This is a genomic window from Agrococcus baldri (assembly GCA_900114805.1).
Taxonomy (GTDB): Bacteria; Actinomycetota; Actinomycetes; order Actinomycetales; family Microbacteriaceae; genus Agrococcus; species Agrococcus baldri.
In genome coordinates this window covers 487,710-508,793 of sequence record FOZN01000003.1, presented here as the reverse complement: position 1 = coordinate 508,793, position 21,084 = coordinate 487,710, and the positions used below count along the sequence as shown (strand labels likewise).

Genomic DNA, 21,084 nt, shown 5'->3' with positions numbered 1-21,084 from the left:
GCTTGCTCCGTGCATCAGCTCTCCCCCATCGCCGAGCGGGCCGCGGCGCCCGCGACCCTGCCCGAGATCACCGCCGGCGCGCTCACCTGGCGCCCCGCCGCGCTCGACGACGTGGCGCGCGTGACCGCGCTGAACAACGCCATGGCCGAGGCCGACGGCGCGCCCTACCGAGAGACCGAGGACGAGACGCGCGAGGAGCTCGCCGCTCCCTGGCGCGACCTCGAGCACGACTCGCTGCTGGGCTTCGACGCCGAGGGCGAGCTGCGGGCGACCGCGTTCGTCGCGACCTTCCCGGGAGACGTCACCACCGTGCGCGCATTCGCCTTCGGCGGCGTGCACCCGGCGCGGCGCGGCGCGGGCATCGGCCGCGAGGTGCTCGCGTGGCAGCTGGCGCGCGCTCGGCAGCTGCTGGCCGCCTCCGGCAAGGAGCTGCCTGGACGCATCGGCACCTACGCCGAGGACGACGACCCCGCACCGCGGCACCGCATGTACCTGCACGCCGGCCTCGAGCCGCGCCGCTACTTCTCCGACCTCAAGCGGCCGCTCACCGACGGCGCGGCCGCGATCCCGGACGTCGCGCTGACCGGCTCCCTCCGGCTCGTGCCGTTCTCGAACGAGGTCGACGACGCCACCCGGCTCGCCCACAACGATGCGTTCCGCGACCACTGGGGCAGCCAGCCGCAGACGATGGAGCAGTGGACCGCGAGCCGCAGCGAGTTCGCGCCGGAGTGGTCGTTCGTGGTCGTCGACGACGAGCCCGACGTGGCGGCGCTGCTGGCCGACGAGGCGACGGATGCGTCCACGCGCGCCGCGCTCGAGGCGGGCGCGCCGCTCGTGGTCGCGTACGCGCTCAACAGCCGCTACGCCGCCGACTTCCCGGTGCGCGGCTACAGCTTCGGCTACACCGACGTGCTCGGCACGCGCCGCGCGTACCGCGGCCGGAAGGGCGCGCTCGCGGCGCTCGCCGCGAGCATGCGCGCCTTCGCGGGCGACGGGATGGAGGCCGCGGTGCTGGATGTCGACACCGAGAATCCCTCAGGGGCGCAGGGGCTGTACGCGAGCCTCGGCTACACGAAGGAGCACGGCTCGACGATGTACACGATCGAGCTCTAGCGCAGGTCGTTCAACGCGTCGCCGACGGGCGTCGCGCCAGCGTTGCAGCGGATCGTGATGCCGCGCAGCTCCGGGCGCGCGACGACCTCGGCGATCAGCCGCGCGACGGTCGCGCGCGGGATCTCGCCCGAGTCGATCGAGCCGGCCGGCTCGTCGATCTCGATGCCGCCCTCGTCGTCGAGCGTGAGCGCCGAGGGCGCGAGGATCACCCAGTCGGCGCCCGAGTCGACGATCGCCGCGTCGACGATCGACTTCGCCTCGGCGTACGCGTGGAACGGGTGGTCGGCGGGCACGCCGTGCTCGCGACTGGAGCCGAAGTACGAGACCATCAGCAGCCGCGCACCCGAGCGGGCCACCGCGTCCAGCACCCGCAGTGCCGCGTCCTGATCGACCGCGCGGGTGCGCTCGGGCGAGCCGCCGCCCGCGCCGGCCGACCAGACGACCACGTCGTAGCCCTGCAGCAGGTTGTCGATGCCCGACTGCTCGAGCGCTTCGAGGTCGGCGGCGATCGGCTCGGAGCCGGTCGCCTCGACGTCGGCCGCGTGCTCGGCGTTCCGGATGACGCCGTGGACGATGTGCTCCGCGTGCGCGAGCATGCGCTGCGCGTGGAGCGCGACCTTGCCGTGGGCGCCGAGGACGATGATGCGTGCCATGCCCCCACCATACGCACGCGGCGCTGGAGGCCAGCGTCAGGGCATGACCACCGGCACGCGCCGGCCGTCGACCTCGAGGATGCGCACGGGCGTCTCGTACAGCTCGGAGACGATCTCCGCCGTCATGACCTCCTCGACCGTGCCGCTGTGCGCGATCTGCCCCTGCTTGAGCGCGATCACCCGGTCGGCGTAGGCGGCGGCGATCGCGAGGTCGTGGATGACGATCACGATCGTGCGGCCCAGCAGGTCGGCGGCCCGTCGCAGCTGCCGCATGATGAGCACCGCGTGCTTGAGGTCGAGGTTGTTGAGCGGCTCGTCGAGCAGCACCACCTCGGTGTCCTGCGCCAGCACCATGGCCACGAACGCGCGCTGGCGCTGGCCGCCGGAGAGCTCGTCGAGGTAGCGGTGCTGCAGCCCGGTGAGCTCGAGGAAGTCCAGCGCCCGGTCGATGTGGGCGTGGTCGCCGAAGGTGAGCCGGCCCTGCGTGTGCGGGAAGCGGCCGAAGGCGACCAGGTCTCGCACGGTGATGCGGGCGTCGAGCCGGTGCTCCTGGCTGAGGATCGCCAGCCGGGTGGCGAGCTCGCGAGTCGGCGCGGTGCGCACGTCGAGGCCGTCGACGGATGCGCCGCCGCTCGTAGGCTGCATGAGGCGCCCCACGATCGACAGCAGCGTCGACTTGCCCGCGCCGTTGGGGCCGATGAGCGCGGTGATGCCGCCCGCCTCGATGCGCCCGGAGACGGGGCCGAGCACACGGTGGCCGCCGTACTCCTTGGTGACGTCGTGGAACTTGATCACAGGGACTGTCCGTTCACAGGGCTCTCCTGGAGGTGAAGAGGAGGACGAGGAAGACGATGCCGCCGACCGCCTCGATGATCACGGTGAGCACGCCGTTCGCGTCGAACACGTGCTCCATCACCGTCTGCGACAGCGCGAGCGCCAGCAGCCCGAGGCCGAAGGCCATCGGCAGCACCGCGCGGTGCCGGTGGTCGCCGGCGAGCCGGTAGGCGAGGGTCGCCACGAGGAAGCCGAAGAACGTCATCGGCCCCAGCAGCGCCGTCGCGAAGGCCACCAGCACCGCCACCAGCAGCAGCACCACCGTGAGCTCGCGGCGGTGGTGGACGCCGAGGCAGGTGGCCTGGTCGCGGCCCAGCAGCAGCACGTCAAGGCGGTGCACGCGCCGCCACACCACGACCGCGACGGCAGCGCACACCGCCAGCGCCAGCGGCAGGTACTCGACCGGCACCGCGCTGATGCGGCCGAACAGCTCGATCGAGAGGATGTCGTGCTCGGTGGGCGAGAGCAGTCGCTGCAGGAACGACGAGACGCTGTCGAAGGCCAGCCCGAGCACCACGCCCACCAGCAGCAGCATCATCACGCTGCCGCGGCGGCCGCCCAGCAGCCAGCCGTAGAGCAGCGTGGAGGCCGCCACCATCAGCCCGGTCTGCAGCAGCAGCTTCGGGATCGACTCGCTCGTGGCGATCGCGGTGGCGCCGAACAGGAACACGGTCAGCGTCTGCATGAGCGTGTACATCGAGTCGAAGCCGATGATCGACGGGGTGAGGATGCGGTTGCCGGTGGCGGTGTGGAAGAGCACCGTGCCGACGCCGTGGGCGAAGGCGGCCACCACCATGGCGCCGAGCACCGTTGCGCGGCGCGTGAGGGCGTACTCGACCGGACCCTGGATGCCGAGCGTGAGGAACAGGACGCAGGCGGCGAGGGCGGCCGCCCACACCAGTGCCAGCCGCACGGCTGGCCGCGGGCGCGCATCCGCTCGCCTGGACGGCCAGCGCACGCCGCGCCTCGTGATGCGCTCAGCCAGCACGGCGACCCCGCAGGGCAATGGCGAGGAAGACCGCGCTGCCGATGACGCCGAGGATGACCGAGACCGGGATCTCCATCGGCGCGACGACGATGCGGCCGACGATGTCGCACAGCAGCAGGATGGCGGCGCCGGTCAGCGCCACCCACGGCAGCGAGCGCTTGAGGTCGTCGCCCATGAGCATCGACACCAGGTTGGGCACGATCAGCCCGAGGAAGGGCAGGAAGCCGACCACGACGCTCGTCACGCCCGTGCACAGCGCCACGGCGCTGACGCCCAGCAGCATCGCCGTGCGGTAGTCGAGCCCGGCGTTGGTGGCGATGTCGCGGCCGAGGCCGGCGAGCGTCAGCCGGTCGGCGAGCACGTAGATGGCGATCGCCACGATCGCCGCCACCCACAGCGGCTCGTAGTAGCCGCGCACGATGCCGCTGAAGCCGGCCGAGCGCCACGCGCCCATCGACTGCAGCAGGTCGAACTCGATCGCCAGGAAGGTGGAGACGGCGCCGACCACCGCGCCGAGCATGATGCCCACGAGCGGCACCATCAGCTTGTCGCGCGTGCGGATGCGCTGGATGATCGCCATGAACGCGAGGGTGCCCAGCAGCGCGAGCACGGTCGCGAGCACCAGGCGGGTCAGGAACGGCGCGTTCGGCCACAGCAGCACGGCCAGCAGCATGCCGAGGCCCGCCCACTGGGTGGTGCCGGCGGTGGTGGGCTCGACGAAGCGGTTCTGCGTCAGCAGCTGCATCACGACGCCGGAGACGCTCATGGCGACGGCGGCGAACACGATCGCGAGCGTGCGCGGCACGCGCGAGACGAGGAACTGCCGCAGCTGCTCGGGGTCGGCCGCGAGGCCGGGGAGGTCGATGTCGAAGCCGCCGACGAACAGCGAGGCGACGGCCAGGCCGGCGGTGCCGACGGCGAGGAGCGCGAGCGCCCACGGACGGGGCCCTCGCGCTCCTGCAGCCTGTCGCTGCTGGGCTGGCGCGGCGATCACGACTGCGCGAACGCCTCCGCGAGCTGCTGGAAGGTGCGCGTGTAGGACTGCGCGCCCTCAAGGCGGTAGAAGTCGGCCTCGAGCACGATGATGCGGCCCTCGGTGACGAAGGCCGTGTTCGCGAGCGCCTCGTTGCCCTCGATCACGGCGAGCGCGGGCTGCGCATCGGTCTCGCCGGTGCCGGCGTCGCGGTCGAGGATGATCGCCCACTCCGGGTTCGCCTGGGCGATGGTCTCGGCTGACAGGCCGGAGTCGCCGTGCACGTCGCCCTCGTCGCCGGCGAAGACGTCGGTGATCGACATCCCCTCGATGATCCGGCCGACGCGCTGCGCACCGTTGTCGATCTGGCCGCCGCTGACGACGCCCAGGAACACGGTGCTCTCCGGGGCGGCCGCGTTGGCCTCGCCGCGCGCCTGCTCGAGCGCGGCGATGATGTCCTCTGCCTCGTCCTCGGCCTGGAAGATCTGGCCGAGCGCAGAGGTCTGCGCCTCGAGCGAGGCGATCCAGCCGTCGGCGTGCTCCTCGCTCGCGGCGATGTCGATGGTCGGGGCGATGCCCTCGAGCTCGTCCTGCGCGTCGCTGAACCGGTAGCCGCCGATGATCAGGTCGGGCTCGGCCGCCGCGAGCGCCTCGAAGTCGGGCTCGCGGTGCGTGCCCACGTCGGCGATGGCCGCATCGGTGTGCCAGGCCTCGAAGCCGCGCTCGGGGATGAGCGCGAGCGGCGCGGCGACGGGCGTGATGCCCATGTCGCGCACGGTCTCCATTGCCGTGCTGTCGAGCACTGCCACCCGCTCGGGCAGCAGCGCGACGTCCGCGGGCCCGAGGTTGGTCGCGATCGTGACGGTCTCACCGGCGGGCTCGTCGGCCGCGGTGGACGCGGCGCAGCCGGTCAGCAGCGCGAGCGCTGCGACCGCGGCAGCGGCTCTGAGGGCACGGGACATGGGGGTACTCCGATCGGCGAGGGGGTCCGCGGCGCAGCAGTGCCCTCGCGGTCAAGTAAGGGTACCCTAACTCACCATGCGCGTGCGCCGTGCCAGCGCGTCGGCCGTGCGCGGGAATGGGCTCAACCGTTGCCGAGCATGCGCTGCAGCGCCTCCTGGTCGGTGCTGGAGAGCTCGCCGAAGGCGCCGTCCGCCTTGGGCTTGCCGAAGGCGCTGCCCGCCGCCCCGGCCGGCTGCGCCGGCTCGGCGGTGCGCTTCGCGGGGTTGCCCGAGCGCCGCTGCTGCTTGCCCTGCTTCTGCACCTTCTTGGACTGGCGCATGCCGGGCGGCATCGGCCCCATCCCGGGCATCTGCGGCACCCCTCCCTTGGCGACCGTCTTCATCATCTTGGCGGCCTGCTCGAAGCGGGCGATCAGCTGGTTGACGTCGGTGACGGTGACGCCGGCGCCGCGCGCGATGCGGACGCGGCGCGAGCCGTTGAGGATCTTGGACTGCTTGCGCTCCTGCGGCGTCATCGACTGGATGATCGCCTCGGTGCGCACGAGCTCGCGCTCGTCGAAGGAGTCGATCGCCTCGCGCATGCCCTTCGCGCCCGGCAGCATGCCGAGCATCTGCTTGAAGTTGCCGGCCTTGCGCAGCTGCTGCATCTGCTTGAGGAAGTCCTCGAGCGTGAAGCCGTCGGTCGCGATCGACTCGGCGAGACGGTGGGCCTCCTCCTCGTCGAAGGCCTTCTGCGCCTGCTCGATGAGCGTGAGGATGTCGCCCAGGTCGAGGATGCGGCTCGCCATGCGATCCGGGTGGAAGGGCTCGAAGTCGTCGAGGGTCTCGCCCGTGGAGGCGAACATGATCGGCTTGCCCGTGAGGCCGCGGATCGAGAGCGCAGCACCGCCGCGCGCGTCGCCGTCCAGCTTGGTCAGCACGACGCCGGTGAAGTCGACGCCCTCCTGGAAGGCCTTGGCCGTCGCGACCGCGTCCTGCCCGATCATCGCGTCGATGACGAACAGCACCTCGTCAGGGTCGACGGCGCGGCGGATGTCCGCCGCCTGCCGCATCATGTCGGCGTCGACGCCGAGGCGGCCGGCCGTGTCGACGATGACGATGTCGTACTGGCGTCGCTTCGCCTCCGCGACACCGTCGCGCGCGACCTTCACGGGGTCGCCGACGCCGTTGCCGGGCTCGGGCGCGTAGACCTCGACGCCCGCCTGGCCGCCGACCACCTGCAGCTGCGTCACGGCGTTGGGGCGCTGGAGGTCACTCGCGACCAGCAGCGGCTGGTGGCCCTTGCCGCGCAGGTGCTTGGCGAGCTTGCCCGCCAGCGTCGTCTTGCCGGCGCCCTGCAGACCCGCGAGCATGATGACCGTCGGCGGCTGCTTCGCCAGCTGCAGCGGCCGGCTCTCGCCGCCGAGGATGCCGACGAGCTCGTCGTTGACGATCTTGACGACCTGCTGCGCCGGGTTCAGCGCCTCGCCGACCTCGGCGCCGAGCGCGCGCTCGCGCACCGCCGCCGTGAACGACTTGACGACCTCGAGGGCGACATCGGCGTCGAGCAGGGCGCGACGGATCTCGCGCACCGTGCCGTCGACGTCCGACGCGGAGAGCTTGCCCTTCGTGCGGAGCTTGGCAAGGGTCTCGGTGAGCCGAGTGGAGAGTGAACCGAACGCAGCCATGGTGCCCACCAGTCTACCGTCGGCCTGCCATGCTGGTTCCGTCACCGACGAGGGGATCCCGCATGCGCCTTCGAGGCATGCCGCCGAGGCACGCCAGATCGCTCTGGCACAGCGTGCGCTCGCACGGCTTCACGATCACCGCGCTCGCCCGCCACGCGGCCCGCGTGCACGGCGACCGGCTCGGGCTCGTCGTGGACGGCTGGAGCGGCACGTTCCGCGAGCTGTGGCGCGCGGCGGAGGGCGTCGCCGCGGTGCTCTACGTCGGTCCGCTCGAGCGGCGCCCGCTGCCGGTGGTGCTCGCGTGCGGCGGCCCGGCGATGCAGGTGGCCCTGATCGCGGTCGCCCGGCTCGGCCTCGACGTCATGCCGCTGAGCCCCCGAGTGGTCGACGACTACTCGCGCGCGGTGCCGCGCGATGCGCTGCTCGTGCACGACGGCGACGCCCCCGACTGGCACCCTGGACCGACCGTCACCTCGGCGCAGATCATGGAGTGGGCGTCGAGCGACGGCTCCGGCCTCGGCCGCACGCGGCACCGCGCGCGCATCGTGCTGCCGTCCACCTCCGCCGCCGGCACCATCACGCCGCACGTGCAGGGCGCGATGGGCGTGCAGGGGCTGCGGCAGCTCGCCGGCCTGCACGATCGGCTCGGCATCGAGGGCACCGACGTCGTGCTCGCGTGCGCTCCCCCGCACCGCGGCCAGGGCCTGCAGCTGCTGGGCATGGCGCTGCTGGCCGGTGCCACGCTGGTGAGCGCCGCGCACACGCCGGCGGCCGACCGCATCCGCATCATCAGGGAGCGCTTCGTCTCGGTGCTCTCGGCCTCCCCGCGCCAGCTCACCGGCATTCTCGACGAGCTCGAGCGCACGGGCGAGGAGCCGCCGCGGCTGCGGCGCATCATGGTCGCCGGTGAGGACATCGACGCCGACCTCGTGCGGCGGCTGCACGCCACCTGGGGCCCCATCGTGCTGAGCGCCTACGGCACGGTGCAAACCGGCACCGTCGCGGTCGCCACGCCCGAGCTGCTCACCGCCCATCCGGGCACGGCCGGCCGGCGGCTGCCGGGCAGCGACTTCGGCATCGTCGGCCACGCGGGCCGCGGCGATGCGGAGGGGCTGCTGTGGGTGCGCGGCGCGCACGCGACCGTCATCACCGAGGACCGTGCGCGCATCGACGACGGCAGGCTCACGCTCGTCAGCAGCCTGACTCGGCCCGACACCGCCGACTGACCGCCTGATCTCGCGACGCGTGCGGGCTGCGCCCGCCCGCGCCTCGATCGTGAGCCCTGCACGCTCACCGCGAGGGTGAGCGCCCCGGGCTCAACCGACGAGCTGCTCGACGAAGACGTGGCTCGTGAAACCCGTCAGGTCGTCGATGCCCTCACCCTGGCCGATGAGCTTGATGGGGATGCCGGTGCGCTCCTGCACCGCCAGGATGAAGCCGCCCTTGGCGCTGCCGTCGAGCTTCGTGACGACGAGCCCGGTGATGCCGGCGTGCTCGATGAACGCCTGCGCCTGGCTCACGCCGTTCTGGCCGGTGGTCGCATCGAGCACCAGCAGCACCTCCGAGATCGGCGCCTGCTTCTCGATCACCCGCTTGATCTTGCCGAGCTCATCCATCAGCCCGCCCTTGGTGTGCAGGCGGCCGGCGGTGTCGATGATGCACATCGTGTGGCCGTGCGTCTTGGCGGCCTCGACGGTCTGGAAGGCGACGGATGCGGGATCCTGGCCCTCGCGCTCGGGCCGCACGATCGCGCTCCCGGCGCGCTGCGCCCAGGTGGCGAGCTGCTCGACGGCGGCCGCGCGGAAGGTGTCGGCCGCGCCGACCACCACCGATTGGCCGTTGACGATCAGGAAGCGCGCGAGCTTGCCGATCGTGGTGGTCTTGCCGACGCCGTTGACGCCGACCACCAGGATGACTGCGGGGCGCTCCTGCAGCGAGAGGGTCGGGTCGTACTCGGCGAAGCGCTCCTCGAGCCGTTCGCGCAGCATCCGCTGCAGGTCCTTGGGATCGTCCACCAGCAGCCGCGCGACATCGGCGCGCAGCGCGTCGATGAGCTGCTCGGTGATGTCGGGGCCGAAGTCGGCGGTGATCAGCGCCGTCTCGAGATCGTCCCAGGTCTCCTCGGTGATCGTCTCGCGCTGGAACATGCCCCGGAGCGCGCCGGAGAGAGACCACTTGGCTGCCATGGCTCCATGCTAGGCGGCGCAGGCGCTAGACTCGGTCTCTGGCGAAGGGGAGTATCCCGTCACGCCGCGATCGTCATCACGGGGCCCTGCTCCCGGTCGCGGCGGCGCGATCCGCGTGGGAGAGACGTTCGCGCCCGTTCGCGCATCCCCATCGAGAGGCACCTTCCTTGACCGCGTATCAGATCTTCGAGATCGCCTCGATGGCGATCCTGGTGGCCATCCTCATCTTCGACCTGCTCATCGTCGTGAAGCGGCCGCATGTGCCCTCCATGAAGGAGGCGACCGGCTGGGTCGTCGTCTACGTCTCGCTCGCGCTCGTGTTCGCCGGCGTGCTGTGGCTGATGGGCGATGGGGTGAAGGCGGGTGAGTTCGTCACCGGCTGGCTGCTCGAGTACTCGCTCTCGATCGACAACCTGTTCGTCTTCATCATCATCCTCAGCCGCTTCGCGGTGCCGAAGGAGATGCAGCAGCGGGTGCTGATGATCGGCATCCTGATCGCGATCGTGCTGCGCGGCATCTTCATCGTGCTGGGGGTGCAGCTGATCGAGTCGTTCTCGTGGCTCTTCTACATCTTCGGCGCCTACCTGGTCTACGTCGCCTGGAAGCAGGCGTTCGGCGGCGAGGACGAATCGGGCGAGAAGGACAACCTGATCGTGCGTCTGCTCAAGAAGCGCGTCAACCTCACCGACCGGTGGAACGGCGGCAAGCCGACCGTCATGATCGACGGCACGAAGTACGTCACCCCGTTCCTGATGGTGATCCTGGCGCTGGGTACCACCGATCTGCTGTTCGCGATCGACTCGATCCCGGCGATCTTCTCCATCACGACCGATCCGTTCCTGGTCTTCGCGTGCAACATCTTCGCGCTGATGGGCCTGCGCCAGCTCTACTTCCTGCTCGGAGGCCTGCTCGACCGGCTCGTCTACCTGCACTACGGCATCGCCGCGATCCTGGGATTCATCGGCGTCAAGCTCGTCTTCCACGCCATGGAGAAGAACGACCTGCCCTTCATCAACGGCGGCGAGGGCATCACCTGGGTGCCCCACATCGAGACCTGGCACTCGCTGCTGGTCATCCTCGGCTCGATGGTCGTCGCCACCGTCGCCTCGCTCATCAAGCTGCGCATGGACGCGCAGCGCACGGGCGACAGGTCGCTCCACCTGGGCATGTCCGAGGCCGAGCTGGGCGCCGATGGGCACTACCACATCGTCGACGCCACGGGCACGGCGTTCTACCGCCCGCTGCAGGTGCGGCACTCCCCGACCGGCACGCTCAACGTCATCGACGCGCACGGCAAGGAGGCGCCCGCCGCCGACTTCTCCGAGGACGTGCTGCGCGAGGCCGCCCGCGAGGACATGGATCCGGAGGACCTCGACGAGGTGCGCCGGCGCCTGCGTGAGGGCCGCGAGTTCGACGAGCGCGGCGACCGCGAGGTCTGAGCCGCCGACGCGGTCCCCGACGGCATGAGTGGAGCAATCGGCATCCTCGACTGGCTGCGGCCCCGGGCGGTGCCGGGCGTCGAGCTCGTGACGGCCGACGGCTATCGCCGCGCGCTGCCCGGGCCGCGCGTGGCAAGTGCCTCGGTCTCGGCCGACCTCGCCGCGACCGCCGATGCCGACCTCGCGCGGCTGTTCGACCTCGGCCGAGACGGCACGGGCGGGGCGGATGCGCGGCTCGCGGCCGACGAGCGGCTCACCTGGGCTGCGGCCCGGCACCGCGCCCCCGCGCTGGCCGAGGCGATCGCCGCGCAACCGGCGCTCGCCCAGCCCGGCTGCGCGGACGCGCACGAGATGCTCATCCGCGCGATCGTCGGCCAGCAGATCACGGTGGCGGCGGCGACCCTGCAGCTCGGGCTGCTCGCGACCCTCGGCGACCCGCTGCCGGCGGCGCTGGCCGAGGCCGGCATCGACCGCTGCTTCCCGACCATGGCGCAGGTGGCCGACGGCGCCGGGGTGCTGCGCGGCCCGGCGGCGAAGACCGCCGCCGTGCGCGCCGCGGCCGAGGCGGTGGCGAGCGGCGCGATCGAGGTGACGGTCGCGCACGACGACGGGACCGCATCCGACCTGGTCGCCATGCGCGCGCAGCTGCAGGCGCTCAAGGGCATCGGGCCGTGGACGGTCGGCTACCTGTCGCTGCGCATGGGCGACCCCGATGTGCTGCTGCTGGGCGACGTCGCAGTGCGCAAGGGGGCGAGGCACCTGGGCATCGACGACCTCGCCGCGCTCGCCGCCGACTGCGCGGGCCATCGCTCGGCGCTCATGCTGCGCTGCTGGGCCGCGGCCAAACCCTCAATCAGCGCTTGAGGTGACTTCCGCTGTCGAGGTTGCGCGGCGGCTGGGGCAGGCCGCATGATGATCGAACCTTCTTCGGAAGGTGTTCCTCCCTCGGGAGGAGCGGAGGCCCCGAACGCTCATACCGCTCGGGGCCTCCACCCTTTTCCAACGCTGTGCGGAGACGGGGTGCCACCGACCCCGGGAAGCACGAAGCCCGGCCACCTCATACGTGGCCGGGTTCCTTGTTCTCATTCGACCAGTCCCCGGTGGCGTCGGGGTGCACCGCAGGCGGCGTGTCGGCATCGTGCCGGTGAGCAGCCGGTGAACGACGCCGACCTGTCGAGCCTTCGGCCGGCGCGTCCGGCCGCCGCGGCCGGTGCGCGAGCGTCACCAGCACCACCGAGAGGATCATCAGCAGGAACCAGCTGACGATCTTGCTGCCGGAGACCGGCTGCCAGCCGTCCACCTGGTTCGGGTAGAGCCACGCTCCTCCGAGGGTCGCGAGGTTCTCGGCGCCCCAGATGACGATCGCGACGAGCCCGAACGCGACCACGACCGGCATGCCCAACTGTGTACCCCGGTGCGTGCGCAGCACCCGGAACCGCATCACGCATCCGCCCCACAGCACCAGCACGGCGGCCACCAGCACCCAGCGGAAGTCCCAGATGAAGTGGTGCGCGAAGAAGTTGGCGTAGATGCCGGCAGCGACCACGATCGTCGCCCACAGCGGCGGGTAGCGCGTGAAGCGCAGATCGAACATGCGCATCGTGCGCACCATGTAGCTGCCGACCGCCGCGTACATGAAGCCCGAGAACAGCGGCACGGCGCCGATGCGCAGCAGCCCCTCCGCCTCGTAGGCCCAGGAGCCGACATCGGTCTTGAACAGCTCCATGACGGTGCCCGCCACGTGGAAGAGCACCACCACCCACAGCTCCCGCAGCGTCTCGAGCCGGAAGGCGAGCATCGCCGCCTGGATGACGACCGCGGCGATCGTGAGGGCGTCGTTGCGCGCGAGCGGGGCGTCGTCGGGCCACCAGAGGCGCGCGGCCAGGATGCAGACGAGCAGGAGCCCGCCGAAGATCGCCGCCCAGCCCTGCTTGAGCGTGAACACGGCCAGCTCGACGACCGCGCGGCGCCAGCGCGAGAGGCCGCCGCCCGCGCGCAGGCCCCGTCGGTCGAGGAACCGGTGCGCCGCGCGGTCGATGGCCTCCTCGACGGCGGTGAACTCGGGGCGGCCCTCGCTCACCGCGTGGTCACCGTCACGGTGAACTTGGGCGTGCGGCTCGCCTGGCGCGTCTCGCCGACGCGCTCGAGCAGCGGGCGGTAGCCGAGCGGGGTGTTCCACACGCACCACAGCTCGCCGCCCGGCGCGAGCGCGCGGCCCGCGTCGGCGATCAGGCGCTCGGCGATGCCGGTGTGCACCGTCGCGCCGAGGTGGAACGGCGGGTTGAGCAGGATGAGCCCGGCGGATGCGTCCGGCACGCCCTCGAGGCCGTCCAGCTGCCGTGCGTCCACACGGTCGGCGACCCCGTTCGCGTTCGCGCTCGCCCGCGTCGAGGCGATCGCCGCCGCCGAGGCGTCGGTCGCGAGCACCTGCAGCTCGGGCCGGGCGAGCGCGAGTGCGATGCCGAGCACCCCCGTGCCGCACGCCAGGTCGATCGCGTGGGAGGCATCCGCCATGTCGTCCAGATGCGCGAGCAGCGTCTGCGCGCCGATGTCGACGGCGGTGCCGGCGAAGGCGCCGCCGTGCGCGACCACGCTCTGCTGACGGCCGAGCAGCGCGTGGCGCCGCGTGCGCGGCCAGCTGATGCCTGGCCGCCGCGGGCCCTCGGCGTGCAGCACGCGCGACTTGCGCCAGCCGCGGCTCGCGTGCACGTGCCTGAAGGATCGGCCCAGCAGCGCGTTCATGCTCATCGTCATGTGCTTGACGCGGCCGCCGGCCACCACGCGCACCTGCTCGTCGGCGTGGGTGGCGATGAGCTCGGCGATCTCGTCGAGCTCGTCGAGCGCGCGCGGCAGCTGCAGCAGCACGAGCGTCGCTCCCTCGACCAGCGAGGCGTCGAGCCGGTGGTGGGTGAAGCCGCCGGCGCCGACCGGGCCGAGCTCTGCCGCGTTGGCGTCGAGCGCGCGCTCGCCGACGATCGAGTCCTGGTGCGCGCGCACGTGCTCGGCGCCGTCGTGCAGCGCGCCGAGCGTGAGCGCGCCGTGCCGGTCGCCGATCACCACCACCTCGCCCAGCTGCTTCCGCAGCCTCGCGGCCTCGTCGAGGATGAGCGCGTCCGAGGCGTCGTGGGCGAGCAGCGTCGCATCCTCGACGTCGGGCCGGCGCCGCAGGCGGGCGAAGAGGGCGTCGCGGTCGGTCACGGCATCGATCCTCGCACCACCGGGCGCTGGTGCGCGTCAGTCGCCCGGAGTACGTTCTCGGGCGTGACTGCAGCACACCGCCCACCCGCACCCCCGACCGCCCCGCTCGGCCGGCTCGCCGCCACGATCGCGGGCCGCCTCACCCTCCCTGCCGACCCCGGCTACGACGCCGAGCGCTCGGCCTGGAACCTCTCCGTCGACCAGCGGCCGGCCGCCGTCGCGCACCCCGCCGATGTCGACGACCTGCGCGCGATCCTCACCGCGGCCCGCGATGCCGGCGCGACCGTCGCCGTGCAGCCGTACGGCCACGGTGCCGCCGGAGCCCTCGAAGGCGCGATCCTCACCCGCACCGCCGCGTTCGACCGCCTCGAGATCGATGCGGATGCGCGCCTGGCACGCATCGGGGCCGGCGTTCAGTGGGGCACCGTGATCGACGCGCTCGATCTCACTGCGCGGGAGGGCACTGCGCTGGCGGTGCCGTCCGGCACGAGCCGCGTCGTGGGCGCCGCCGGCTACACCCTGGGCGGTGGCCACGCGTGGCTGAGCCGCACCTCCGGGCTCGGCGCCCAGTCGCTGCGGGCCGCGTGGATCCTGCGGCCGGACGGCACGCACGAGCGCGTCGACGACGCATCCGACCCCGACACGATGTGGGCGCTGCGGGGCGCGGGCGGCACCGTCGGGATCGTCACCGAGCTCGAGATCGACCTGCTCGAGGCGCCGGCACTCCAGGGCGCCTCGATGACCTTCGCGGCTGCCGATGGTCCGGCCGTGCTGCGCGCGCTGCGTGACCTCGCCCCGGACGCGCCCGCGGGGCTGAACGTGTTCGTGAACTCGATGCGGATGCCCGATGCGCCGATGCTGCCGGAGGCGGTGCGCGGCAGGAGCTTCGTGACCGTTGAGGCGCTCGCACTCTCGCAGGACGACCTGGAGGCGCTCGATGCCGTGCGGTCCGCGGCCGCGCCGCAGCACGAGCACTTCGGCCCCACCTCGCAGGCCGCGATGGCGGCGGGGTCGATGGAGCCCACCGAGCCGTCGCCGAGCCGCGGAGCATCGGTCGCCCTCGCCCGGCTCGACGACGCGACGATCGATGCGCTGTTCGCCTTCCACGCCCAGCCGGCGCAGCAGGCGCTCGTCGGCATCAACCTGCGCATGCTCGGCGGCGCGCTCGACCATCCGCAGCGGCCGGCCTTCGCAACCCTCGAAGGCGCCGGCTGGCTGGTGATGGGGCTCGCCCCGCAGTTCCCCGGCACGCCGCCGGAGCCGGGTGCCGCGAGTCTCGCGGGGCTCGACGCGCTGCTGCGGCCGGATGCCTCGGAACGCATGGTGCCCACGTTCCTGAACCCAGACGACACGCTCGAGCGCTGCGCCTCGCCCGAGGATCTGGCGCGGCTTCGGGCCATCCGCGACGCCGCCGACCGCGACGGGGTGCTGCACGCGGGCCGGCTGCCCCGCTGAAGCACGCTCGCGCGTGGAGGCGGAGGGCTGGGGAGGGACACCCCGCGTCGATCAGCCCGCGATGTCGATCGTCAGTACGCCGAGGCGTGTCCACGCATCCAGCAGCTCGCGGTCGCCGGCAACCGCGACGACCTCGTCGTCGAGCTCGAGCGCGCCGAGGCATTGCATCGCGTCATAGCCGCGCAGCTGCTGGTCGACAGCGAGCCCGCCCGCTGCGAGTGCGAAGTCGTCGTCGATGTCGCGGCGAACGCAGTCTTCGAGCAGCGCATTCACGGCCTGAATCCGGTTGGCGAGCGCTGACTCGTCGAATCGGCCGGCTCCATGAGCCGCTCCCAGTGCAGCGTGCGCCTCCGTGGCCGTGGCCACGATGACGTGCACACGCGAGGCTTCTCGCCACGCCGCCTGAGCGCGTGCCGACCCTGCCTCCGCAATCACAAGCGGGATGATCGCCGAGGTGTCGAAGAAGGCGATCATCGCCGCTGATCGGCGATCAGGTCGGACACGGTGCCGTCGACGACGAGCGGCTCTGGCAGCGCGCGGCGCTGTCCGGTCGGCAGCGTGACGAGGCCAGCAGCGATCAATCGCTCGAGCTTCGACTCCTGCGTCGCCGGCACGATGCGCGCGATGACGCGGCCGTGCTCCGTCACCTCGATCGTCTCGCCCGCCTTGACCCGCTGCAGCTGCGCGCTCAGTCCGTCACGCAGCGCGCGGATGCCGACGCGGGCCGGCTTAATTGTGGCGCTTTCCATGACCATAATGTAGCCGCTTTCCATGTCGGCAACCTAGCCCGTCTCGATCCGCGCCCACTCGTGCCGTCCACAGCCGCATGCGCAGCGCATCCGGACGCACGAGTGGCGCGAAAGGTTGGGATGTGTCTCGCGCGAGGCGCGCCTAGGTTGATGCCATGAGAAGCATCATCGTCGGCAGCGTCGCCGCCGCCATCGTCCTCGCCGCAGCCGGCTGCGCCTCGCCCGGCGCCGATGCGCCGACCGCGCCCGGCTCCCCCGCGTCGCTCGCCGACCTGCCCGCACCGAGCCCGGCCGGCGAGGTGCTGACCATCGCCACCGTGCTCGAGCAGGGTGCCGGCGCGATCCTCTGCGTCGGACCGGTCGCCGAGTCGGCGCCCCCGCAGTGCGGCGGGCCCGAGCTGCTCGGCTGGGACTGGGACGCCTTCGCGCATCAGGAGACCGGCGGCGTGCGCTGGGTGCAGGGCGTCGCGATCACCGGCGTCTACGAGGCCGCTGCCGATGCCTTCACGCAGACCGGCGAGCCGATGAGCGCCGCGGCGATCACGCTGCCGGCGATCGAGGTGCCGTCGGGCGAGCTCGACGACGCGACGATCGAGGCGATGCAGCGCGAGCTGGGAGAGCTCGGCCGAGCGGACTTCTTCGGCATCTGGAGCGAGCGGGGCACGATGGTGCTGGAGGTCTTCTACGACGACGGCTCGCTGCAGGGCGCGCTCGACGAGATCTACGGGTCCGGCGCCGTCTTCGTGATCTCGGCGCTGCGCGACACCGGTGGCTCAGCAGGCGACGCGCCGGAGCTGGTGGACCCACCGATGGACACCGCAGCGCCCGTCATCACCGGCGCCGACGCGCAGGCGCGGCTCGCGGAGCTGCCGACGCCGCTGCCTGCGGGTGGGGTGTGGGCTGGCGGGCTCGCGATGGATCGGCCGGAAGGCGATGTGCTCTGCCTCGGCGACGTCGGCGCGAGCGCACCGCCGGTGTGCACCGGGGTGCCGCTCAGGGGCTTCGACTGGACGGCCCTCACGCTCGATGAGGCGCAGGGCATCCGATGGGTCGACGCGCTCGTCTTCGGGACCTGGGATGGCGAGGTCTTCGCCATGACCTCACCGCCGCAGCCGTTCGATGCCTGGTCGCCGCCGGCGGTCGAGGTGAGCGAAGTGTCGCTGCCAGAAGCGGTGCTGATGGGCATCCAGTCGGATCTCCTGACGCTCGATCGGCACGACATCCTGAGCCATGGGCCGACGGACGGCCATTACGAGCTGCACGTGCTGTTCGACGACGGATCGATCCAGGCCGACCTCGATGCGATCTACGGCGCGGGCGTGGTGCAGATCTTCAGCGCGATGCAGGGCTGAGCGCGACTACGCGTCGACCGTCTCGCGCTTCGTGCGCTGCCCGACGACGGCCGAGACCCCGTCCTGCCGCATCGAGACGCCGTAGAGCGCATCCGCGATCTCCATCGTGCGCTTCTGGTGCGTGATGATGATCAGCTGGCTGCTCTCGCGCAACTGCTCGAACACCGTCAGCAGGCGGCCGAGGTTGGCGTCGTCGAGCGCCGCCTCCACCTCGTCCATGATGTAGAACGGGCTCGGCCGCGCCTTGAAGATCGCCACCATCAGGGCCACCGCCGCGAGCGAGCGCTCGCCGCCCGAGAGCAGCGAGATGCGGTCGATCTTCTTGCCGGCCGGCCGCACCGTCACCTCGATGCCCGTCTCGAGCAGGTTGTCGGGATCGGTGAGCGCCAGGGCGCCCGAGCCTCCCGGGAAGAGGATCGGGAAGACCTCGGCGAAGGCCGACTTCGTGTCCTCGAAGGCGGTGGCGAAGATCGACTCCATCATCTCGTCGAGGTCGGCGATGATCTGCTCGAGGTCGGTGCGGGTCTTCGCGAGGTCGGCGAGCTGCTCGGTGAGGAAGGTATGGCGCTGCTCGAGCGCCTCGAACTCCTCGAGCGCGAGCGGGTTCACGCGGCCGAGGCGCCCCAGCTTGCGCTCGGCCTCCTGCAGCCTGGCCTGCTCGGCCTTGCGATCCCATCCCTCGTCGGGCGTGTACTCGGCCACCAGCACCCGCTCCTCGAGGCCGAGCTCGCTGCCGGCCCGCTCGAGCAGGTTCGACAGGTGCAGCCGCTGCTCGTAGGCCTCCATCTCGGCCACGTGCACGTGCTCGGTGATCTCCTGCAGCCGCTCGCGCAGCCCGCCCTCGTCGCGGCGCAGCTTCGTCAGCTCCTCGTTGCGGTCGCGGCGGGCGGCCTCGCGCTCGGCGAGCACGCCGCGCGCCTCCTGCACGCTGCGCTCGGCCACGGCGAGCACCGGTGGGATGGCCGCGAGCACGCGCGAGGCCTGCTCGCGCTGCCGCTCGCGCAGCACCGCGCGGCGCGCGGCCTCCTCGGCACGGGCGCGCTGCGCCTCCACGTCGCGCGCGAGCGAGTCGGCGCGCGCCAGCTCGGCCCGCACCCGCTCCCTGGCGGTCTCGAGCTCGATGCGCAGGTCGGTCTCGCCGCCGCGAGCCGTCTCCAGCTCGGCCAGCAGCCCCTCGCGCGCCGAGGCGTCGAGCATCGGGCGCGGCTTCCCCTCGAACCGCTCGAGCGCCTGCTCAGCGCCCTCGACGCCGCGCTGCGCCTCGTCGATGCCGCGCCGCGCCTCCGCGAGCGCCGCCTCGGCGCGCTCGTGCTCGCCCGTGGCCGACTCGAGCCGTGCACGTGCCCGGCTGCGCTGCTCCCCGCGCGCCGCCGAGGCCGCGTCGTGCGCTCGCAGCGCCTCCAGCGCATCCGCCGCCGCGCGCTTGGCCTGCTGGTGCGCCTGCCGCGCGTCCTCGAGCGCGCCCGCCTCGCGCTCGATCGCGGTCGAGAGCTCCTCGAGCCGCTCGGTCGCGGCGTCGCGCTCGGCGATCAGCTCGAGCCGCGACTGCGCGTCGTCGCTGCCGCCCCGCATCAGGTACTCGCTGACGTAGTCGCCCCGCTTGGTGACGATCGTGACCGGCCCGCCCAGCTCGAGCTGCGCGATCGCGGGCCCGGCCTCCTGCGCCGCCTGGAGCGAGTCGACGATGAACGTGTGCGCGAGCACGCCCAGCACACCGGCCGGCGCATCGACGACCGTCGGCGCGTGCACCGCGCCCGCAAGCGTGTCCCCGGCGACCTGCGTCGCGCTCACCTGCATCGGCACGGCGTCGCCGACCACCGCCTCGATGCGGCCCAGCTTCTCCCGATGCGCGTGCTCGATGGCGGTCGCGGCTGCCTCGCGCGTGTCGGCCAGCACGGCCTCGCTGAGCGTCCCGAGCGCTGCGGCGATGGCCGCCTCGTAGCCCTTCTTGACCTTGATGCGCTCGGCCACCAGCCCGGCGACGCCGTCGATTCCGGCGTCGATGAGCCCGGCGGATGCGTTGGCCTTCGACAGCGCGAGGGTGAGGGCGGAGGTGCGGGCGGCGACCGCATCGCGCTCGCGCTCCACCGCGTGGAGGGCCTCCCGCCGCTCGTCGAGGGCGGTGGAGAGCGCGGCCTGCGCCTCGTCGGCGTCGCGGTAGGCGTGCGAGAGCGATTCGGCGTCGTCGACCTCGTGCTCGTCGCCGGCCGCCTCGGCGGCCGCTCTCGCCTCGGCGAGCCGCTGCAGGGCGTTCGCGAGCGCGCTCTCGCGGCGGGTCACCTCGGCCTCGCGGGCGGCGAGCGTCGACTGCGCGACCTCCACCTTCGAGCGGTGGCCGGCGGCCTCCAGGTCGTGCTTCGACACCAGGGCCGCCTGCGCGGCGATCTCCTCATCGAGCGAGTCCAGGTTCGCGCGTGCCAGCGCGGTGGCCGAGGCCGCCTTGCCGAGGCGAGCCTCCGCATCCGCCACCCTCGCCTTCAGGGCGCCCGCCTCGCCGCGCGCCGCCTGCACCATCTCGGGCGTCACGAGCGGTGCGGCGTCGCCGACCTCCGGCGCCTCCTCGAGCAGTGCGAGCCGCTGGCCGGCGAGCGCATGCAGCGACTGCAGCCGTGAGAGCTCACGCTCGAGGCCGTGGGCGACGTTGCGTGCCTGGTCGACGTCGTCGCCGATCATCGAGGCCTCGATGCGGCTGGCGCGCAGCTGCGCCTGCTCGAGCTGCTCCTGCAGCACGATGCGCTCGGACTTGCGCTCCGACTCGGAGCGGGCGGCGCTGTCGAGCTGGCCGCGCAGCCGGATGACCTCGTCGGCGATGAGCCGGGCGCGAGCGTCGCGGACGGTCGCCTGGATGGTGGCGGCCTCCTTGGCGATCTCGGCCTGCTGCCCGAGCGGCTTCAGCTGCCGCCGGATCTCGCCGGTGAGATCCTGCAGACGCGTGAGGTTCGCCTGCATGGCGTCGAGCTTGCGGAGCGTCTTCTCCTTGCGGCGACGGTGCTTGAGGATGCCGGCGGCCTCCTCGATGTACCCGCGGCGGTCGGCGGGCGTGGCCTGCAGCACGTTGTCGAGCTGCCCCTGGCCGACGATCACGTGCATCTCGCGGCCGAGGCCCGAGTCGCTCAGCAGCTCCTGCACGTCGAGCAGCCGGCAGGACTCGCCGTTGATGGCGTACTCGCTGCCGCCGTTGCGGAACAGCGTGCGCGAGATCTGCACCTCGGCGTACTCGATCGGCAGGGCGCCGTCGGCGTTGTCGATCACGAGCTCGACGTGCGCACGGCCGAGCGGTCCGCTGGTGGCGGTGCCGGCGAAGATGACGTCCTCCATCTTGCCGCCGCGCAGCGTCTTCGCGCCCTGCTCGCCCATCACCCAGGCGAGGGCATCGACGACGTTCGACTTGCCCGAGCCGTTGGGGCCCACCACGCACGTGACGCCCGGCTCGAACTGGAAGGTCGTGGCGCGCGCGAACGACTTGAATCCCTTGACGGTGAGGGTCTTGAGATGCATGCGGCTCCCGGTTCGTG

At 72.4% G+C, this 21,084-nt stretch carries 17 protein-coding genes and 1 pseudogene; 6 read left to right on the top strand and 12 right to left on the bottom strand.

The annotated features are described in order from the left end of the window. Positions 1-9: 9 nt before the first annotated feature. Entirely contained in the window at positions 10-1,113 is a 1,104-nt protein-coding gene (locus BM288_RS10745; RefSeq protein ID WP_318255495.1) for a GNAT family N-acetyltransferase, read from the top strand. Here the strand turns inward: BM288_RS10745 and BM288_RS10740 are convergent. The 6 genes from BM288_RS10740 to ffh all read right to left on the bottom strand — a co-directional run bounded on the left by BM288_RS10740 (position 1,110) and on the right by ffh (position 7,190). Then, positions 1,110-1,766, bottom strand: coding sequence for an NAD(P)H-binding protein (locus BM288_RS10740; protein ID WP_092918680.1), 657 nt, complete (start codon positions 1,764-1,766; stop codon positions 1,110-1,112). The genes BM288_RS10745 and BM288_RS10740 overlap by 4 nt on opposite strands. Positions 1,767-1,802: 36 nt before the next feature. Next, positions 1,803-2,561, bottom strand: a complete 759-nt coding sequence (locus BM288_RS10735) for an iron ABC transporter ATP-binding protein (protein WP_092918678.1) — start codon at positions 2,559-2,561, stop codon at positions 1,803-1,805. A 13-nt stretch (positions 2,562-2,574) separates the two neighbouring features. Beyond that, positions 2,575-3,558 carry an iron chelate uptake ABC transporter family permease subunit gene (locus BM288_RS10730; RefSeq protein ID WP_318255494.1) on the bottom strand — a complete coding sequence of 328 codons (984 nt, stop codon included), beginning with the start codon at positions 3,556-3,558 and terminating at the stop codon, positions 2,575-2,577. A gap of 19 nt (positions 3,559-3,577) precedes the next feature. After that, a complete protein-coding gene (locus BM288_RS10725; protein ID WP_318255493.1) occupies positions 3,578-4,582 on the bottom strand; it encodes an ABC transporter permease in 1,005 nt (334 codons plus the stop codon). Then, positions 4,579-5,523, bottom strand: coding sequence for an ABC transporter substrate-binding protein (locus BM288_RS10720; RefSeq protein ID WP_092918674.1), 945 nt, complete (start codon positions 5,521-5,523; stop codon positions 4,579-4,581). The genes BM288_RS10725 and BM288_RS10720 overlap by 4 nt, the downstream gene beginning before the upstream one ends. A 122-nt stretch (positions 5,524-5,645) precedes the next feature. After that, positions 5,646-7,190 carry a signal recognition particle protein gene (gene ffh, locus BM288_RS10715; RefSeq protein ID WP_092919078.1) on the bottom strand — a complete coding sequence of 515 codons (1,545 nt, stop codon included), beginning with the start codon at positions 7,188-7,190 and terminating at the stop codon, positions 5,646-5,648. 62 nt (positions 7,191-7,252) lie between these two features. Between ffh and BM288_RS10710 the strand changes: the two genes are divergently transcribed. Continuing rightward, the gene (locus tag BM288_RS10710) at positions 7,253-8,416 is read left to right on the top strand and encodes an AMP-binding protein (protein WP_177220361.1); all 1,164 of its coding nucleotides are present in this window, start codon (positions 7,253-7,255) and stop codon (positions 8,414-8,416) included. 90 nt (positions 8,417-8,506) lie between these two features. Here the strand turns inward: BM288_RS10710 and ftsY are convergent, their stop codons facing one another. Continuing rightward, positions 8,507-9,376, bottom strand: coding sequence for a signal recognition particle-docking protein FtsY (ftsY, locus tag BM288_RS10705; protein ID WP_092918670.1), 870 nt, complete (start codon positions 9,374-9,376; stop codon positions 8,507-8,509). Positions 9,377-9,576: 200 nt separating this feature from the next. On the opposite strand from ftsY, the pseudogene BM288_RS10700 reads away from it, so the two are divergent. Further along, positions 9,577-10,506: pseudogene (locus BM288_RS10700) on the top strand (TerC family protein); the annotation flags it as partial. Positions 10,507-10,839: 333 nt separating this feature from the next. Beyond that, positions 10,840-11,679 carry a hypothetical protein gene (locus BM288_RS10695; protein WP_092918668.1) on the top strand — a complete coding sequence of 280 codons (840 nt, stop codon included), beginning with the start codon at positions 10,840-10,842 and terminating at the stop codon, positions 11,677-11,679. A gap of 193 nt (positions 11,680-11,872) precedes the next feature. Here BM288_RS10695 and BM288_RS10690 read toward each other — a convergent pair whose 3' ends face one another. Beyond that, positions 11,873-12,895: a DUF817 domain-containing protein gene (locus BM288_RS10690; protein ID WP_092918666.1), complete on the bottom strand. Its 1,023-nt coding sequence runs from the start codon at positions 12,893-12,895 to the stop codon at positions 11,873-11,875. After that, entirely contained in the window at positions 12,892-14,013 is a 1,122-nt protein-coding gene (locus tag BM288_RS10685; protein WP_092919077.1) for a class I SAM-dependent methyltransferase, read from the bottom strand. The genes BM288_RS10690 and BM288_RS10685 overlap by 4 nt, the downstream gene beginning before the upstream one ends. A gap of 63 nt (positions 14,014-14,076) precedes the next feature. On the opposite strand from BM288_RS10685, the gene BM288_RS10680 reads away from it, so the two are divergent. Then, on the top strand, positions 14,077-15,468 hold the full coding sequence (locus tag BM288_RS10680; protein WP_177220360.1) for an FAD-binding oxidoreductase: 1,392 nt from the start codon (positions 14,077-14,079) through the stop codon (positions 15,466-15,468). Positions 15,469-15,519: 51 nt separating this feature from the next. On the opposite strand, the gene BM288_RS10675 is transcribed toward BM288_RS10680, so the two are convergent. Together BM288_RS10675 and BM288_RS10670 are read right to left on the bottom strand one after the other, a co-directional pair. Next, complete coding sequence (locus tag BM288_RS10675) at positions 15,520-15,942, bottom strand: type II toxin-antitoxin system VapC family toxin (protein WP_092918662.1); 423 nt, start codon at positions 15,940-15,942, stop codon at positions 15,520-15,522. Then, positions 15,939-16,217, bottom strand: a complete 279-nt coding sequence (locus tag BM288_RS10670; RefSeq protein WP_092918660.1) for a type II toxin-antitoxin system Phd/YefM family antitoxin — start codon at positions 16,215-16,217, stop codon at positions 15,939-15,941. The genes BM288_RS10675 and BM288_RS10670 overlap by 4 nt, the downstream gene beginning before the upstream one ends. Before the next feature lie 155 nt (positions 16,218-16,372). Between BM288_RS10670 and BM288_RS10665 the strand changes: the two genes are divergently transcribed. Next, the gene (locus BM288_RS10665) at positions 16,373-17,569 is read left to right on the top strand and encodes a hypothetical protein (RefSeq protein WP_092918658.1); all 1,197 of its coding nucleotides are present in this window, start codon (positions 16,373-16,375) and stop codon (positions 17,567-17,569) included. Between the two features lie 6 nt (positions 17,570-17,575). Here BM288_RS10665 and smc read toward each other — a convergent pair whose 3' ends face one another. Then, positions 17,576-21,067: a chromosome segregation protein SMC gene (gene smc, locus BM288_RS10660; protein WP_092918656.1), complete on the bottom strand. Its 3,492-nt coding sequence runs from the start codon at positions 21,065-21,067 to the stop codon at positions 17,576-17,578. Positions 21,068-21,084 lie beyond the last annotated feature (17 nt).

Excerpts from the sequence above, each read along its gene's own strand:
- smc (WP_092918656.1), bottom strand. The coding sequence starts at position 21,067 with ATGCATCTCAAGACCCTCACCGTCAAGGGATTCAAGTCGTTCGCGCGC.
- BM288_RS10675 (WP_092918662.1), bottom strand. The coding sequence starts at position 15,942 with ATGATCGCCTTCTTCGACACCTCGGCGATCATCCCGCTTGTGATTGCG.
- BM288_RS10720 (WP_092918674.1), bottom strand. The coding sequence starts at position 5,523 with ATGTCCCGTGCCCTCAGAGCCGCTGCCGCGGTCGCAGCGCTCGCGCTG.
- BM288_RS10695 (WP_092918668.1), top strand. The coding sequence starts at position 10,840 with ATGAGTGGAGCAATCGGCATCCTCGACTGGCTGCGGCCCCGGGCGGTG.
- BM288_RS10665 (WP_092918658.1), top strand. The coding sequence starts at position 16,373 with ATGAGAAGCATCATCGTCGGCAGCGTCGCCGCCGCCATCGTCCTCGCC.
- ftsY (WP_092918670.1), bottom strand. The coding sequence starts at position 9,376 with ATGGCAGCCAAGTGGTCTCTCTCCGGCGCGCTCCGGGGCATGTTCCAG.
- ffh (WP_092919078.1), bottom strand. The coding sequence starts at position 7,190 with ATGGCTGCGTTCGGTTCACTCTCCACTCGGCTCACCGAGACCCTTGCC.
- BM288_RS10740 (WP_092918680.1), bottom strand. The coding sequence starts at position 1,766 with ATGGCACGCATCATCGTCCTCGGCGCCCACGGCAAGGTCGCGCTCCAC.
- BM288_RS10670 (WP_092918660.1), bottom strand. The coding sequence starts at position 16,217 with ATGGAAAGCGCCACAATTAAGCCGGCCCGCGTCGGCATCCGCGCGCTG.
- BM288_RS10710 (WP_177220361.1), top strand. The coding sequence starts at position 7,253 with ATGCGCCTTCGAGGCATGCCGCCGAGGCACGCCAGATCGCTCTGGCAC.